Source organism: Acinetobacter sp. 1294243 (genome assembly GCF_000588015.1).
In the GTDB taxonomy this organism is placed as follows: domain Bacteria; phylum Pseudomonadota; class Gammaproteobacteria; order Pseudomonadales; family Moraxellaceae; genus Acinetobacter; species Acinetobacter pittii.
The window spans coordinates 357,568-375,042 of sequence record NZ_JFXG01000002.1 but is presented as its reverse complement, the minus strand read 5'-3'; the positions used below and the strand labels follow the sequence as shown (position 1 = coordinate 375,042).

Genomic DNA, 17,475 nt, shown 5'->3' with positions numbered 1-17,475 from the left:
AAGATTATGCAACATTTACAATGGTGGACTGATTTTGTAGCGTGGCAAGTTGATGCTCTGCCTATGGTATTGGTCACAGTAGTCCGCGCTGATGGTTCAACCCCGCGAGAGGTTGGTGCATCCATGTTGTTGCGGTTTAATTTGCAAAAGCAATGGCAGCAGTCAGATACGATCGGTGGCGGGCATTTAGAGTTTCAGGCGATTGATATTGCTAAAGCAATGTTAAAAGAAACGGAAACTTGTGTGAGGCGTATTGAACGCTTTAACCTCAGTGCTCGGTTGGGGCAGTGTTGTGGCGGAGTAATGTGGTTATTGTTTGAAAAAATATCACCCGCTACGGTCACATCGGATTTATCCGTGAGTTTGCAAGCATGGCGAGTTGGAAAGCGTATATCGCGTACCGTCTCACATCAATATGCATCCACTTGGCAGACTATGGATATGAAGCAACAACCAAGTTTCGAGTTTGATTCTGACAGTAGTGAGCAATGGCAATTTAGCCAGCAGATTCAACCAAATACCATGCAAGTACTGATTTGTGGTGCAGGGCATGTGGGGGAATCAATTGTCCGTTGTTTATTACCTATTGGTGTTCGGGTGAAATGGATTGATCCACGTGATGATATTTTTCCACCAGATTTACTGCAACAGGTGCAATGCTTAACGACTGATACCTTAGAAGCCGAGATCGAGCATTTTGACCGTTTAGGCGCAATTTTAATATTAACTCATGACCATCAATTAGATTTGCAACTATGTTTTTCAGCCTTGAAACCTGCGGCAAAACCATTTGCTTATGTTGGGATGATTGGCTCAAAAAGTAAAAGGGCTATTTTTGAAAAGCGTATGCAAATACGTGGTTATACTCAGGAAACATTACAACGTTTGGTTTGCCCGATCGGGGTAGAAGGAATTTCATCGAAACAACCTGCAATGATTGCCATTGCAGTAGTTGCTCAATTATTACAGGTATTTGATGTAAAAAAATGATCCCAAAGGATCATTTTTTTTGTTCGAACTTAGGATTTTTTTCTGCACGTTTAAGCAGTACGAGAACGGCACCTGTACCACCTTGATTTTCAGGGGCACTTACAAAGGCCAAAACATCGCGGTGCTGACGTAACCATCCGTTGACATAGGTTTTTAAGACCGCTTCTGGGCCTTTACCATGCACAATTTTGATGACATTTTGATTTTCATCTTTTGCCATCTGGATAATCTGTAAAACTGCGTCACGTGCTTGTTCAATGGTACAGCCGTGTAAATCTACAGCTTCAAACCAACGCATCTTGCCTGCTTTTAAGTCTTCAAAAACCTTATGTTGCAGAGTCGCGATGCGATAGCTTAGCGTTGCTTGGCTTGCGACCGGATTTAAAGCAGCTTGCGTATCTGATAACTCGGCATGTTCGGTATCACGACCACCTTCAGCAGCTGCACGTTTCGCTAGCGTTTGTGCGTCGACTTTTCTGGCACGAGGTGTTTTTACATCGGCAACATTGCTATTGTTGATGCGTTTAACACCTGCAACAGCCTGTTGAAACAGATGGGTATCTTCCAATTCTTCAGGCTCAGCCTGAGATTTTTTAGTCTCAGGCTGATTTGTGATTTTGCTTGAATGAGGATTGGAGATTTGCTTTTTAAATTGCTTCAATAACTTTTGTTGCTCTTTAGAAAGCGATGAATCTTTATTACTCATATATCTTCATTAAACCGTTTGAGGTTGTCCAAAAAGGGCAGTAAAAGCTTGATCTGGACGTGGTTGTTTCATAAAACTTTCGCCGACCAAGAAGCTGTGAATATCATGCTCTTGCATCATGCGCACATCATCTGGTGTCGCTATACCGCTTTCAGTAATTAATAAACGTGAGGCCGGAAGTAATTTTTTCAATCGAATGGATGTATTTAAATCTACATCAAACGTTTTTAAATTACGGTTATTCACACCTAATAAACATTGCTCAGAAAGCTTTAAAGCGCGTTCCATTTCTTCTTCATCATGAACTTCAACTAGTACATCGAGTTGATGTTCAAACGCAGTTTTAGACATTTCTTCGAGTTGCTGGTCAGACAAACATGCAACAATTAATAAAATACAGTCAGCATGCAAAGCACGTGCTTCAACTACATTATATGGGTCAATCAGAAAGTCTTTACGTAAAGCAGGCAGGGCACAATGACTGCGGGCAATCGCAATATTTTCATCTGCACCCTGAAAGAAATCAACATCGGTCAGTACCGATAAACATGCTGCTCCAGCTTGCTCATAATGCTCTGCAATTTCAGCAGGATTAAAATCTGCGCGAATAATCCCTTTTGATGGAGACGCTTTTTTAATTTCAGCAATCACACCCGGACGTTTATGTTTTAAAGCATTTGCAAAGCCACGCACTGGAGTCGCAGCTTTTGCTAATTCTTCAACATCTTGCAAATTACGTTGTTTTAAACGCGCAGCAAGTTCCTCATGTTTACGGTCAACAATTTTACCTAAAATGGTATTTTGAATATTAATCATGAGAAATCCTTAATCTGCCTGAGATTGCTTTAATGTTTTGGTAAATTCAGCCAAAACACTCATTTTTTCTAAAGCCTGTCCGCCATAGATAATATCTTGAGCGAATGTAACAGCCTGAGCATAAGTTTTGGTAATGCCCGCCACATAGATGCCTGCACCTGCATTAAGCGCAATCATGTTTGCTGCTTTTTCACCAATATCGGATTTATTTTTGCTTAAAGCATCTTTAATTAACTTTAGACTTGCTGTTGCATCAGCGACAACCAAACCACTTAAAGTTTGCGACTCAATTCCCACATCTTCAGGATTAAGCGTCCACTCAGTAATTTCACCATCTTTGAGTTCGGCAATAGCAGTAGGAGCAGCAAGACTGATTTCATCAAGACCGTCTTTTGAATGAACAACCATCACGTGTTCAGCACCTAGTTGTTTCATTACTTCGGCAATTGGACGGCAAAGTTCATCTGAAAATACGCCAATCACAAATCGCTTTACACCAGCCGGGTTGGTCAGTGGGCCAAGTAAATTAAAAATACTTCGAATACCAAGTTCACGACGTGGGCCAGCAGCATATTTCATGGCTTTGTGATGGTTTGGTGCAAACAAGAAACCTACACCCATTTCACGGATACAGCGCTCGGTTTGTTGCATATCTAAATCAAGATGAATACCTGCTTGTTCAAGTAGGTCTGATGAACCTGATTTACTTGAAACGCCACGGTTACCATGTTTTGCAATGGTTGCGCCTGCTGCTGCAATGACAAAGCTTGACGCTGTAGAGACGTTAAATAAATTTTGGCCATCACCACCAGTACCCACAATATCAACTAAATGTTTGATATCACTAACATCGATCTTGATCGCAAATTCGCGCATGACACGTGCAGCAGCTGTCATTTCGTCAATGCTTTCACCTTTCATGCGTAGGCCCATCATCAAAGCACCAATTTGTGCTTCGGTTGCCTCACCTTGCATGATGCTGCGCATAATTTCTTCCATTTGAGGCTGAGTCAAATGAATGTTCTTGGTAATGTGGTTGAGCGCCTGTTGGATATTCATAGTCATGATTTACAGCATTAATGATTAAAATTTTTAGGTGAAGTTGATCAAGAGTGGGATGTTCAGCTTGTTGCGTTCCATGTTTCACTAGCTACGGGGAGCTATGTTAGCAGAAAATAACCAAAGATTTTTGTTGTTCGATACGAGTTTTAAAAAATTTGCTGGTTTATTACTTTAGTTTGATTAATAAACAGAATTTATTCATTGAAAAAGGTTTTAGTTTGTTGTGAGTTTTTATGATAAATAATTAACCATTTGGTATATCTTAAACATAAATATATCTAGGAAAAATGCGTATAAATCAGTCAAATAAAAGTGGATATAGTAGGGCGATCTTTATTTTGTCTATTAATAAATATGTATTTAAATAACTTGAAATATGTAGGAGCTTTAAAAAATAAGCGCTCATTTATTTTTGTATTTGTTGCACTGTTTCATCCACTGGAAAGCTATGCGCAAGAAGCTGTAGAGCAACCACAAAAGCAAGCTAAAACAGATAAAGTAGTCCGTGTTGCTGTGACAGGGTCTCGGATTTCAAAAGCACAAAAAGATGGCCCGACGAGTGTGACCGTAATTACCGCAGCCGATATTGAAAAACAAGGTTTTAGTAATGCATTTGATGCACTCAATAATTTGACGCAGAACACGGGTTTTGTACAAGGCGCCGATTATGGAAATACTTTTACGCCTGCGGCTAATGCTATTAGTTTACGGGGCTTAGGACCGAATCATACTTTGACTTTGATTAATGGACATCGGGTTGCAGACTATCCTGTACCGTACGATGGGTCTGTCAATTTCGTGAATTTAGCCAATATTCCCACTGCCATTATTGACCGTATTGAAATATTAAACGGTGGTGCCTCTGCAATTTATGGTTCAGATGCAATTGCAGGTGTGGTAAATATTATTCTGAAAAAGAAAACAGACGGCACACAATTTAATATTAAGGCAGGCGGAACAAAAGAAGGTGGTGAAAACTTACGTTTACAACTGAGTGGTAGTAAAACTTTAGACAAGCTCAGCCTTGTTTATGGGGTTGAACTCAGTGGCCGTGAACCGATTTGGGCAGCCGATCGAGATTTTATGTCGAGCCGAACTCGTTTGGGAGAAAAACCAGATACGGTTGTAGGTCGTAAAAATGCCAATACTGGAAAATATCTTTCCATTGGTGGGTGTCAGGCCTTTAATGGTTTATTCAAAGGTTCAGTCAGTAATATAGGACAAGCTGGTGCAGACAATTGTGCTAGTGGTTTGGCACGACCAACCTATTGGACGGTCCAAACCCAAAACCGCAGTCAAAATGGTTATCTCGGTTTAGACTATGAGTTAAATGATAAAACTCAATTGTTTGCCGATTTTTTAATTGGCGCCAATCAAATTGAAAACAATACGCGTGGTCCGACATGGACATCTTTAGGTGGATCAAGTGGTTATTTCCTCAATCAAGATTCGGGAAATTATGAAATTTGGAATCGTCGTTTTGCACCTGAAGAATTAGGCGGGGTAGAGCGAGTAAATAAAAAATGGAAAGAACTTTCTTCAAACTTAAATTTTGGAATTCGAGGCGATATTGGGGAGACGAGCTGGAGTTATGAGGCGGCCTATAATGGTTCCATCTATACCAGTCAGCTACGCCGCCAAGGCTTATTACGTTCGAATGTTGATGAATATTTCTTAGGTCAGCAACTTGGTACAGATGCAGATGGTATTCCTATTTATTCCCCTCATTTAGATCGTTTAAGTCGACCACTAACAGCAAGTGAATTTGAAAGTATTTCGCGCACAACAAAAGAAAAAGATAAATCGTGGGCACAAAGTTTAACCTTAAGTGCGAATGGTGATGTGTTTAAGTTACCTGCGGGAACTGCCAAACTTGCAGCAGTGGCTGAAATTGGGCGTCAAGGCTTTTCGATTAAGCCAGATCAGGCACTTGAAAATGGTGAGTTTTATAATGCGAGTTCTACTGGCGAATATAGCGGCACACGTACACGCCAAGCACTTGGTGCAGAATTATTCTTGCCTTTAGCAAAACCATTAAATTTAACGCTGTCTGGACGTTATGACCGTTATGCTTTGTCAGATAACAGTATTGATAAGTTAACTTTCGGTTCGGGTCTCGAGTTTAGACCACATCCGACTTTATTGGTGCGCGGTAACTACGCGACTAGCTTTCGTGCACCAGATATGAACTATCTGTTCTTAAATAAGCAAAAAGGTTATTTCGCAAGCACGACCGATTATTTACGTTGTAGCCAAACGGGACAACCTTTAGATAAATGTAGCTTTAAAGATTACTCGCCTGAGGCAAACTACACTTTAACCGGAAACAAAGAATTGAAACCTGAAGAGGGTAAATCTTATGGTGCAGGTTTTGTTTGGTCGCCAACCAGTAAGTTTGATATCAGCGTCGATTACTGGGATATCAAAATTGATAATCTTGTGACCAACTTAAGTGAGGACAAAATTCTACGTTTAGAAGCAGATTGTCGTTTAGGCAACCAAGATATTAACTCTGCGGCTTGTATTGATGCATTAGCACGTGTGGAGCGTAACCCTGCAAATGCAGTTGTCGACCCAAATGTGATTAAGAATATAAATATCGTTCCGATTAATGCTGCATCAGACCATACCCGCGGGATTGATTTCACTAGCAGATGGCGCTGGAAAACAGAGAGCTTTGGTAACTTTCTCTGGACGATCAATTATAGCCGTGTACTAGAACATGAATATCAACAATCAAAAGATGGCGAGAAAGATGACTACTTAAAAGATTTAACTATTCCAGATTGGCGTGACCGTTTTAATACCAGTCTCAGCTGGAGCTTTGGAGATTGGGCATCAACAGTATTAGTTAATCGTTATGGCAAAATTCCAAACGGTGACCAAACTGTCTACCTAAGCCCAACCTATTTAGTGAACTGGAGTGGTACTTATCAAATCTCTCCAAAAGCGTCTGCTTCAATCATTATTAATAACTTGTTTGACAAAGTGAAACGAGATGACACGGGCGGTTGGCCGTATTATCCAGTAGGATCATATTCACCATTTGGCCGTCAAGGTTGGTTGGAGTTTAACTATAAATTCTAAGAATGATGTGTGGATGCAGCGAAGTGGTACAGCATTTGCTGCATCTTTTTATTTAAAACTACAGAGGATAAATCCCTTATGTTGGTCAAGCCTTCATTTAAAAAAAGATTACTACTTACAACATTATTATCTTTATCGGCGACACAGATTTTTGCATCGAATAACAGTGAACAAATCCCGATTGGTAAATTACCCGAGTGGGTCGTACCCGAATCTTATGATTTAGATTTTAAGATTGATCCCGCACAAAAAGGCTATACCGGTAAAACCACTATTCATTTAAAGCTGGCTCAAGCCATAGATCACATTTGGATTCATGGTAAATCTTTGATGGTGAAAGATGTGAGTATTACATCGGCAGAGGGCGTCAAAACCAAAGCAAAATATGAGCAAGCCTCCGAGGTAGATGGGGTGAGTAAAATTAAATTTGCCAAAACCTTGCCCGCAGGACAGTATCAACTCGTTCTAGATTTTAATGCAGCGTATGACCAGCAACTTGACGGTATTTATAAAATTGAGTTTGAGGGTAAACCTTATGTGATGACTCAAATGGAAGCAATTAGTGCACGCCAGTCATTTCCGTCATTTGATGAGCCACGTTTTAAAACGCCGTTTAATATTCGTTTGACGATTCCAAGCAAATATTCAGGTTTTGCCAATACTCAACAAACATCTGAGCAAGCAGATAAGTCAGGTTGGAAAACACTCAGTTTTGCACAAACTAAACCACTACCCACTTATTTACTTGCGTTGGCTGTCGGTCCTTGGCAATTACAAAAAGGGCCTGATATTGGTGCAACTTCATGGCGTAAGCAGCCGATCCAGTTACGTGGTATTGCACCCGATGCAAAAGCTGAAAAAATGCAGCATGCCTTATCTGAAACGCCAGCCATTTTAAAAACTTTAGAAGATTATTTTGCCTTTGGTTATCCATTTGACAAGCTAGATTTACTGGCAGCACCAGACTTTGCTGCTGGGGCAATGGAGAACCCGGGGTTAATTACTTTTAGAGACTACTTGATGTTGCTAGATAAGGACTCGCCAGTCTCTTTTGTACAGAATTCATTTAATGTCAATGCACATGAGCTTGCACATCAATGGTTCGGTGATGTCGTCACGATGCCGTGGTGGGATGATTTGTGGCTAAATGAATCTTTTGCCACATGGATGCAAAGTAAAATTACTCAAAAATTACATCCCGAATTTAATGCTGACCTAGAACGTATTACAGACACTGCAGATGCGATGAAAAGTGATAGCTTGGTGAGTGTGCGCCGTATTCGCCAGCCTATTTTAAGTAATGCCGATATTCAAACTGCTTTTGATGGTATTACTTACCAAAAAGGTGCAGCTGTTTTAAATATGTTTGAAAGCTATTTGGGTGAAGAAAAATTCAAACAAGGGGTGCGCAATTATATTAATAAGCACCAATATGGTAATGCGACAGCTAATGATTTAATTAGCGCTTTAGCAGAGCAGTCTGGACAAGGTGAGCGCTTTACTAGAGCGATGAAAAGTTTTCTTGATCAACCAGGTGTGCCTTTAATTAACACCGCATTACAGCAAGAAGACAATAAAGTCTTTTTAAATGTGAAGCAAAGCCGTTACTTACCTGTTGGCTCAAAAGGTGATGCAAGAAGCCTGTGGGGTGTACCATTATGTGTACGTTATGAAGTTCCAAATGCAGGTAGTAAAGTGCAATGTGAATTGGTAGACCAAGCAGAAACCAAGATTGAACTCAAAGGTGCCAGCCTTGGCAGTTGGTATATACCAAATGCAGATGCGGCAGGATATTACCAATTTAGTTTGCCACAAAAAGAGTTTACTCGTCTGACTGCCGCTACAGAAAAGCTTTCTAACACTGAACAGTTGGCTTACGCCTACGCGATTTCAGCGGCATTTAACCACGGTGATATTAATTTATTGGCTGTCGTAGATGCTGCGAAGAAATTTGCCAATTCAAATAGCCGACAAATTAGTACAGCGCTGTTTTCCCAGTTAAGTACGATTTATCGTCATGTATTGAAAACAGAAGCTGAACGTGAACATTTTAGAAAAGTCTTAGCTAATTTATATTTACCTAAATTAAATCAGTTGGGTTATGTCAGCAAAACAGGTGAACCAGCTGAAGACAGTTTATGGCGTAGTGAGTTGGTTAGATTTCTTGCTTTAGATATTCAAGTTTCAGAAGTTCGTACACAACTGTTAAAACAGTCAGATGCTCTCTTTGCTCAAAAGCAGCTTAATTTTGCGCAAGTAACACCTGAATTATTGCCAACTATTTTGGCTGTACGTGTACAAGAAAAAGGTCAACTAGCTTTTGATCGTTTATCTGGAGAGCTACAACGCGTGACTCAACCGACACAACGTCTTGCAATACTTACAGCTTTGGGTTCAGCAAACCAAGAAGCAACACGCCAACAAGCACGTCAGTTGATTTTGAACCCTCGTGTTAAAGTCGGTGAAGTTCATACCGTGATTAACTCCATCAATAATTATGGAGATGAACAAGGTGGCTTATGGTCTTGGTTTAAGGTAAATCATGACGCCGTGTTTGATCGTTTAGGTAAATCTTCGGCTGGGCGTTTTCCTGCAATGTTCAGTGGAGCAGCATGTAGCCAACAAAAAGCGGCACAGTTAAATGACTTTTTTGCACCACGAACTAAAGAATTGGTCGGGGTTGAAAGAGGATTGAAACAAACCAAAGAACGTATTCAACTCTGCGAATCTTTGGTGGCAAAACAAGATGGATCGATTGTGCAGCAGTTAAAGTTGTAATTGATTCAGCCATAAAAAAAGCCAACTGATCGTAGTTGGCTTTTTTATTAAGGATTCTTATCAAATTACTTTTAAAACAATCTATTTACGGCTGGCTTATGCGTAGATCTCTAAAAAGTTTTTAAAGATTTGATGGCCATGCTGACTCAAGATTGATTCAGGATGGAACTGCACGCCTTCAACAGGCAATGTCTTATGTTTAACACCCATGATTTCTTCTATTGAGCCATCTGCTTCATTAGTCCAGCACGTTACTTCAAGGCAATCAGGCAGTGTTTGCTGATCAATCACCAAAGAATGATAGCGAGTTGCCGAGAATGGGCTAGGAAGATTACTGAAAATACCCTTATTGCTGTGGTACATATCAGATAAACGCCCGTGCATCACCGTTTTGGCTCTTACAATTTTTCCGCCAAAAGCTTGCCCAATACTTTGATGCCCTAAACACACGCCAAGCAAAGGAATTTTTCCGGCAAAATGATTAATTGCAGGAATTGAAATACCTGCTTCACTTGGAGAGCAAGGGCCAGGACCAATCACAAGATATTTTGGTTGCCATCGTTCAATATCCTCTAATGTGACTTGATCATTGCGAACTACTTTTACTTCCTGATTCAACTCGCCAAAATACTGGACGATGTTGTAGGTAAAAGAGTCGTAATTGTCGATCATTAGAAGCATGATGAACTTAACCTCATGATAGTTAATATATATTTAATAAGTGACTAGAGTATTACTCAAAATGTTACTCACTTTTTAAAAAGTACTTTTATTTGATCAAATAAAAAGCCGCTTTCTAAACGGCTAATATAACAAAAAAAGAAGTAACCAGTTTAACTATTTCATTCGTTAGAAATTTGCAGAAAAAAGGCTTTGTGAAGGGGAGCTTTTTAAAATTACAGATAAGTACAAATTAGGCAGAATAAGCTTCTATTGGAAATAAAAATTATTCTGCCTTGTTCGTAAAAGAAGATTAAATCTTACGTGTGTTATAAATCAACCAATCTAAAACATCGCCAGACAAATGTTCAGCTAGTCTTTCTTGAACAGTTTGATGATAACTATTTAACCAGTCTTTCTCTTCATTCGTTAGCAGATCAACAACGATACAATCTAAATGAATCGGACAAAGGGTCAGCGTTTCAAACTCTAAGAAATCGCCGTAGGTTTTCACAAAGCCAGAGTGAAGTTTGTTTGCAACCAGATTCTCAATACGAATACCGTATTGTCCCTCATGGTATAAGCCCGGCTCGTTGGAAAGAATCATTCCTTCACGCAATTTACTGTAGGCATGTACAGGCGCGTAATAAGAAAGAACTTGTGGACCTTCATGAACATTAAGCGCAAAGCCTACACCGTGGCCTGTTCCATGTCGATAATCTAAACCATGTTGCCATAAAGTATGGCGACAAATTGAATCGAGTAGAGGAGCAGCTAAACCTTCCGGATAAATCGTTTTTGCCAAGGCAATGTGACATTTTAAAACCAATGTGTAGTCACGTTTTTGTTGCCCTGTTGGCGTGCCTACAGGAACAACACGAGTAATATCCGTTGTTCCATCAACATACTGGCCGCCAGAGTCAATGAGTAATAGACCATCACCTTCGATAAATGAATAGTGCTCTTCAGTTGCACGGTAGTGGGGTAGAGCACCATTAGCATTAAAGCCAGCAATCGTTGAAAAACTCGGTCCTATAAATCCATCTTGCTGAGCACGGAAAGCCGTAATTTTCTCATCAATAGTCAATTCTGAAATGCTTTCACCATGATGAAGCGTTTTTTCTAACCAGTGAAAAAAGTGACAAAGTGCAACACCATCTTTAAGCATGGCATGACGGATATGAGCTATTTCACTTTCATGTTTACGCGATTTAAAAAGTGTACTTGGGTTGATGTCGTAGACAACCTGAATATCTTTTGCGATAGCTTGCTCATGAAAAATCGAGACTTTGGCTGGATCTAAAAGTACAGAGGTATCAGAGATATTCGATAAAAACTTAGCGGTATCTTCGTAGTTACGAATTTCAATACCATCGGCTGCTAAAGCTTGTTGAATGCTTACATTAACTTTTTCAGCATCAATAAAAAGAATAGCTTGCTCTGCATTAATATATAAATGAGAAAGAAAAACAGGGTTATATTCTACATCTTGCCCGCGTGCATTTAGGACCCATGCAATATCATCTAAAGATGAAATAAAATGACCCGCAATATTCTTGTTAGCTAAGCTTTCGCGAATTGCCTGAATTTTTTCTTTACGAGAGAGGGCATTTAATCCTTCAGGCATCAAATGGATTTTTTCTGAGGGAAGTTCTGGACGGTCTAACCAAATCTCTCCAACTGAATCTTGCTGGGTTTCAAGTTTATAGTGATTAAGTCGTGCAGTATGTTCGAGCGCCTTAAATTGTTGAATGGATAATGTTTGGCCATTTACTGAAATGACTGAACCAGTTGGTAGATTTTTCTCAATCCATGCGAGATGTGTAGAAGTTTGATCACTGGTCAGTTTTTGTAATTGAAAGCCAGTTCCAGCGAGTTGTTGTTCTGCTTGTACCCAATAGCGACCATCCGCCCATAGACCTGCAAACTTTTGGGTCACAACAAGCGTACCAACCGAACCACTAAAACCGCTTAACCACTGCCTTGCTTTCCAGTAGTCTGGTAAATATTCTGACATATGGGGATCGGCACTCATCACAATCAAAGCATCAATATGCTGATTGCGCATGAGTTGACGAAGTTTCTCAAGTTTTTCTGGAACAGTTAAAACGCTCATATAGTTTCCAACTCAGGTTGAACTTTACTGGTACTTTTGTTCATTAATCTATTAATAGGTTTCTTTAATAAAAATAACACGATTGCACCAACGACTAATGCCAAAACGCATCGCATAAAGAGATTCGGTAAATGATCAATATTATCTGCTGATACATTCCCGCCAATTAAGCCAGCGATAAGATTACCTAAAGCTGTGCCAGTAAACCATAGCCCCATAATTTGACCGCGTATAACATCAGGTGCAAGTTTAGTCATGGTTGATAATCCAATTGGGCTTAAGCACAGTTCTCCTATGGTAAGTAAAAATAAAGTTCCTACTAACCAAAATGGTGAAACTAGGCCGCCAGCAATTGCGAAACGACTAGCAAAAGACATAACAAGAAAGCCACCTGCTGCGAATAACAATGCAATAATAAATTTGCTGATATAGCTTGGGTCTTTATTTGATTTACCCAGTCTTGCCCAAAGCCATGCTGCAACTGGGGCAAAAATAATAATAAATAGGGCATTAATTGATTCAAACCATACAGTTGGAATCTCAAATCCAAAAAACATACGATTTGTATAGTCTTGTGCAAATAAAGTAAAAGTTGTGGGCTTTTGTTCGAAAGCTGACCAGAATAGGGCAGAGGCTGCTAATAAAACAAAACAAATAATAATTTTAAATTTGTCATGCTGCTCTAAATTCAGGAAAAGCAGTAAATATGCAAAATAAGCAATAATCCCAATACCAATCCCAACTGTTAAATAAGTTGCTACCTCGACTGGATTGATATGAATGACACCAAATAAGGTAAGAACAATAACGACTGCAACAGATAGTAAGAAGGAGAAAGCAATTTTTGGTGCATTTTTGTTTTGTACGACAGGTTTATTCCAATTGTCATTTTCTTGACGCAACTCATTAAAAGTTTGTAGCTGAGGAACAGCCAATACACGAAAAATAAGTAATGCAACTAACATCCCAAGGCCACCGATTCCAAAACCTAAGTGCCAGTTATGATCACGTGCTAATAAGCCTGTTAGAAGAGGAGCAATAAAAGAACCTAAATTAATTCCCATATAAAAAATGGAGAAACCAGCATCTCGTCTACTATCCTGAGCTTTATATAATGTTCCGACAATCACTGAAATACAGGTTTTAAATAATCCGGTACCTAAAACAATAAGGACTAAACCGAAATAAAAAAAGAATTGATCAAAAATGGTAGTGAGGGCAATAGATAAATGACCTAGTGCAATAATAATAGAACCATACCACACCGATCGTGCCTGACCTAACCAGTTATCGGCAATCCAGCCACCAAAAACGGTCATTAAATACATAGATCCAGCGAATAACCCAACAATTGCGGCTGCAGTTGGACGGTCAAGACCTAAACCACCGTCATTAACCATTGCAATCATATAAAGAACGAGTAAAGGCCGAATACCATAATAAGAAAATCTTTCCCAAAGCTCTGTAAAAAATAAAGTTTTTAATGGTTTTGGATGGCCGAAAAAAGCTCTGTCATATTGTTCGAGTTCATGCTTCATTTCAAATCCTTTGAACATATTTGTAGTTTAGATAAAACAAAACTTTTAGTTTGTTTAATTATAAAAAAAAGTTATGTTTTATTTTTTAGATTTTTTAAAATGAAAAAGCAAGTTGGTCATGTATAAAAAAGGTATATAACAAATGGTAAAAAATTAGAAAGTTGAAATTATCAGTTGAAAAGATTTCTCTTGGCGCACCAAAGCTGATCAGACCAGCCCTAGCGTAAAACTACGATAAGAAAAATTAAATTAACACTTTAAAACCTCAACCTTTCTATGGATGGGCAGTGAAGAGTAGTAATTGATATTATTTAAAAAAATTGTGTAGAGTTACTTAGAAATCGTATTTATGTTCAAAATTTTTTGGCAAGGGCATACTGTAGATACCATCGTCTAATTTAGAGATTAATAGTTCTATCGGGAATAGATTATTATTTTTAAGGATTACAGTAAGAAAGTCAGATTTCTATATAAGAAAGTATTATGATCACAAATTACTGTTAGATATTGATGCGGTGATTCATATTGGCGCAACAATTTTGCACTAAATTAGGGCGATTGCGAGCTATTCTTGTATGCCATAATTTGAAAATGTCTGAATATGGTGCATTTAACAATGCAAACAGTATAATGGGTTCAAGACAAGGGGCCTAAATCATGGATAGTTATAAGCAATTCAATGTTTTAGGTAAGTCTTATAAAGTTGGTATGAGAATTGCTATATAAATACCAGCAACTAACACGCACTTAACAAGTGCAACAAAATTTCATTGGAGCAAAATGAGCATGGCGAACAAGGTCCTTCAACTCATACAAGAAAGTGGCGCAAAATGGGTCGATTTTCGCTTTACTGATACTAAGGGTAAAGAGCAGCACGTAACTTACCCAGCTGATTCTATTGATGAAGATACTTTTGAAGACGGTAAAATGTTTGATGGTTCTTCAATCGCTGGTTGGAAAGGCATTGAAGCATCTGACATGATTTTACGTCCAGATGCGGAAACTGGTTTTATCGACCCGTTCTTTGCTGAACCAACTGTAGTTGTGACTTGTGACGTTATTGAACCTTCAACTGGTCAAGGTTATGAGCGTGACCCACGTTCGATTGCTCGCCGTGCAGAAGAATACTTAAAATCTACAGGTATCGGTGATACTGCATTCTTTGGTCCAGAACCAGAATTCTTTGTATTTGACGAAGTGAAGTGGGACATCGATATGTCTGGCGCTCGTCATACATTAATCGCTGAAGAAGCTGCTTGGTCTACTGGTAAAGACTACGAGTCTGGTAACTCTGGTCACCGTCCACGTGTTAAAGGCGGTTACTTCCCAGTTCCTCCAGTTGATTCTTCACAAGATATGCGTGCAGAAATGTGTGCAAAAATCGAAGACATCATGGGCCCAGGTCGTGTAGAAGTACATCACCACGAAGTTGCTTCTTGCCAGTTAGAAATTGGTGTGAGCTTCAATACTCTTGTTCGTAAAGCTGACGAAGTTCAACAGTTCAAATATGCTGTTTGGAACGTTGCACATCAATATGCAAAAACAGCTACGTTTATGCCTAAACCAATGGTAGGCGATAACGGTTCTGGTATGCACGTTCACATGTCTATCTCTAAAGATGGCAAGAACTTGTTTGCTGGTGATGAATATGCAGGCCTTTCAGAAATGGCGTTGTACTTCATCGGTGGTATCATCAAGCACGCTCGTGCATTGAATGCAATCACAAACCCATCTACAAACTCATACAAGCGTTTGGTTCCTCACTTCGAAGCACCAATTATGCTTGCTTACTCAGCGCGTAACCGTTCTGCTTCTATCCGTATTCCATACGTTTCTAGCCCTAAAGGTAAGCGTATCGAAGCTCGTTTCCCAGACCCAATGATGAATCCGTACTTAGGTTTCGCTGCATTGTTAATGGCTGGTATCGACGGTATTCAAAACAAGATCCATCCGGGCGAAGCTGCTGATAAGAACTTGTATGATCTTCCTCCAGAAGAAGAAGCAAAAATCCCAACAGTTGCTCATAGCTTAGATATGGCTCTTGAAGCACTTCAAGCAGATCACGAGTTCTTGTTAAAAGGCGGCGTGTTCACTAAAGAAATGCTTGATGCATACATTGAACTTAAAACTGAAGATGTACGTCGTCTTAACACGACTACTCACCCAGTTGAATTTGATATGTACTACAGCTTGTAATACATATTTTGTAAAAAAGCCTGCTTATGCAGGCTTTTTTATTGCTTGGAATGTTGATTGAATTCTCTACGTTTTTTATCAAAAATTTGGAGTAAACTAGGTGCGAGTTTTCATGTGAGCAGATTATGCGTAAACGACAACCAGTACTTAAACAGGAAAAGACTTTAAATCCTGAGTTGAAAACATGGTTGTATGCTTCTGGTTCTCTGACTCAACAACTCACTGAGCTTGGTGGTGGCCAGTTTAGTGTGAAGCCCTTTAAAGAGCACTTTCAGCGTTTAACTTTGGCAGATAGTCAATGGATGAACATGCCTCATGCTCATACTTCATGGGTTAGGGAAACCTATTTATATGGCTGTGAAGCAGAGCCGTGGGTGAAAGCAAAAAGTATTTTTCCAATTCAAAGTTTACAAAAAAAAGCGCGTATATTTCAGCGCATCGGTTCTAAACCGATTGGCTTTTTTCTATTTCAAAGAACAACTCCGCTTTGTGACCGTCGTGTCATTCGTTTGCCAGAAGGCTGGACGCGACAAAGTTGCTATACTTGGCATGGATGTAAATTTATCGTCCAAGAAACATTCTTACCGGCTTTTGAAGCTTTTTTAAATCAGCAGCACGACAAGGAATTACTATGACGACTGCAACAGGCACAACATGGCGTCAGCGTTTAGAAGCTTATTATTATCTATGTCGATTTGATAAGCCAATTGGTACTGAACTGGTGTTTTGGCCAACCATGTGGGCACTTTGGGTTGCATCAAAAGGAATACCTGATTTAGGTATTTTATTTGTCATGATTTTAGGCGTCATTTTTATGCGCGCTGCTGGATGTGCGATTAATGACTTTGCTGATCGTAAAGTAGATGGTCATGTAGAGCGAACAAAAACGCGCCCTTTAGCAGCAGGAGTGATTCGCGCAAGGGAAGCCGTATACGTATTCTTGGGCCTTGTTTTAGCAAGCGCATGTCTTTTGTTCTTTTTACCTATAGAAACTTTTTATTGGTCATTTGGCGCATTATTTTTAGCGTTTATTTATCCATTTATGAAACGCTATACCAATTTACCCCAAGTATTTTTAGGCGCAGCATTTTCATGGTCAATTCCTATGGCTTTTACCGCGGTAGGTAAAACTCCAGATTTGACTTGCTGGTTGCTCTATTTTGGTAATTTGGCTTGGACTGTGGCTTATGACACTCAATATGCAATTACAGATCGTGAATATGATTTAAAGATTGGCGTGAAATCTACAGCTATTCTTTTTGGTCGATATGACATCCAGATTATTGCTCTTTTACAAGCAGCTAGTCTTGTTTTGATTGGTACTGCACTATATTTAGAAAATATTTTATTCCCCTGGGCAATTATTGCTTTAGTTGTAGTGGCTTTTGATTTTGTATATCAAACAATTAAAACCAAAGACCGCAACCCTCAAGTATGTTTTTGGGCATTTCGTCACAATCGTTGGGTTGGATTAATCATTTTTCTAGGAATATTTTTAAATTTCATATAGTAAAAATGACCGTGAG

At 39.3% G+C, this 17,475-nt stretch carries 11 protein-coding genes and 1 pseudogene; 6 read left to right on the top strand and 6 right to left on the bottom strand.

All coding sequences use genetic code 11. The annotated features are described in order from the left end of the window. Window positions 1-6 precede the first annotated feature (6 nt). Complete coding sequence (xdhC, locus tag J655_RS09425) at window positions 7-990, top strand: xanthine dehydrogenase accessory protein XdhC (RefSeq protein WP_032042320.1); 984 nt, start codon at window positions 7-9, stop codon at window positions 988-990. Window positions 991-1,000: 10 nt separating this feature from the next. Here xdhC and J655_RS09420 read toward each other — a convergent pair whose 3' ends face one another. From J655_RS09420 to trpD, 3 genes are read right to left on the bottom strand one after another with little or no spacing between them, the layout of a single operon-like run. After that, window positions 1,001-1,696 carry a Smr/MutS family protein gene (locus tag J655_RS09420; protein WP_005068085.1) on the bottom strand — a complete coding sequence of 232 codons (696 nt, stop codon included), beginning with the start codon at window positions 1,694-1,696 and terminating at the stop codon, window positions 1,001-1,003. A 9-nt stretch (window positions 1,697-1,705) separates the two neighbouring features. Then, window positions 1,706-2,512 (bottom strand): indole-3-glycerol phosphate synthase TrpC, encoded by an 807-nt coding sequence (trpC, locus tag J655_RS09415; RefSeq protein ID WP_017480714.1) that lies wholly within the window; start codon window positions 2,510-2,512, stop codon window positions 1,706-1,708. Between the two features lie 9 nt (window positions 2,513-2,521). Then, window positions 2,522-3,571, bottom strand: a complete 1,050-nt coding sequence (trpD, locus tag J655_RS09410) for an anthranilate phosphoribosyltransferase (RefSeq protein WP_002118605.1) — start codon at window positions 3,569-3,571, stop codon at window positions 2,522-2,524. Between the two features lie 357 nt (window positions 3,572-3,928). Between trpD and J655_RS09405 the strand changes: the two genes are divergently transcribed. Both J655_RS09405 and J655_RS09400 read left to right on the top strand, forming a co-directional pair. Next, on the top strand, window positions 3,929-6,661 hold the full coding sequence (locus J655_RS09405; protein WP_032052295.1) for a TonB-dependent receptor plug domain-containing protein: 2,733 nt from the start codon (window positions 3,929-3,931) through the stop codon (window positions 6,659-6,661). 7 nt (window positions 6,662-6,668) lie between these two features. Further along, window positions 6,669-9,439 (top strand): annotated as a pseudogene (locus J655_RS09400) (M1 family metallopeptidase). 96 nt (window positions 9,440-9,535) lie between these two features. Here J655_RS09400 and J655_RS09395 read toward each other — a convergent pair. The 3 genes from J655_RS09395 to J655_RS09385 form a co-directional block, all read right to left on the bottom strand. Beyond that, window positions 9,536-10,120 carry an anthranilate synthase component II gene (locus J655_RS09395; protein ID WP_000925675.1) on the bottom strand — a complete coding sequence of 195 codons (585 nt, stop codon included), beginning with the start codon at window positions 10,118-10,120 and terminating at the stop codon, window positions 9,536-9,538. A 292-nt stretch (window positions 10,121-10,412) separates the two neighbouring features. Beyond that, window positions 10,413-12,215, bottom strand: coding sequence for an aminopeptidase P family protein (locus J655_RS09390; protein ID WP_032005261.1), 1,803 nt, complete (start codon window positions 12,213-12,215; stop codon window positions 10,413-10,415). Beyond that, complete coding sequence (locus tag J655_RS09385) at window positions 12,212-13,771, bottom strand: peptide MFS transporter (RefSeq protein ID WP_080759597.1); 1,560 nt, start codon at window positions 13,769-13,771, stop codon at window positions 12,212-12,214. Before J655_RS09385 ends, J655_RS09390 begins: the two co-directional genes overlap by 4 nt. 762 nt (window positions 13,772-14,533) lie before the next feature. Between J655_RS09385 and glnA the strand changes: the two genes are divergently transcribed. The 3 genes from glnA (at window position 14,534) to ubiA (ending at window position 17,459) form a co-directional block, all read left to right on the top strand. Next, window positions 14,534-15,949, top strand: coding sequence for a type I glutamate--ammonia ligase (gene glnA / locus J655_RS09380; protein ID WP_002052696.1), 1,416 nt, complete (start codon window positions 14,534-14,536; stop codon window positions 15,947-15,949). Window positions 15,950-16,074: 125 nt separating this feature from the next. Then, window positions 16,075-16,584: a chorismate--pyruvate lyase family protein gene (locus tag J655_RS09375; RefSeq protein WP_032005265.1), complete on the top strand. Its 510-nt coding sequence runs from the start codon at window positions 16,075-16,077 to the stop codon at window positions 16,582-16,584. Further along, window positions 16,581-17,459: a 4-hydroxybenzoate octaprenyltransferase gene (gene ubiA / locus J655_RS09370; protein ID WP_000205468.1), complete on the top strand. Its 879-nt coding sequence runs from the start codon at window positions 16,581-16,583 to the stop codon at window positions 17,457-17,459. The genes J655_RS09375 and ubiA overlap by 4 nt, the downstream gene beginning before the upstream one ends. The last annotated feature ends 16 nt before the right edge of the window (window positions 17,460-17,475 follow it).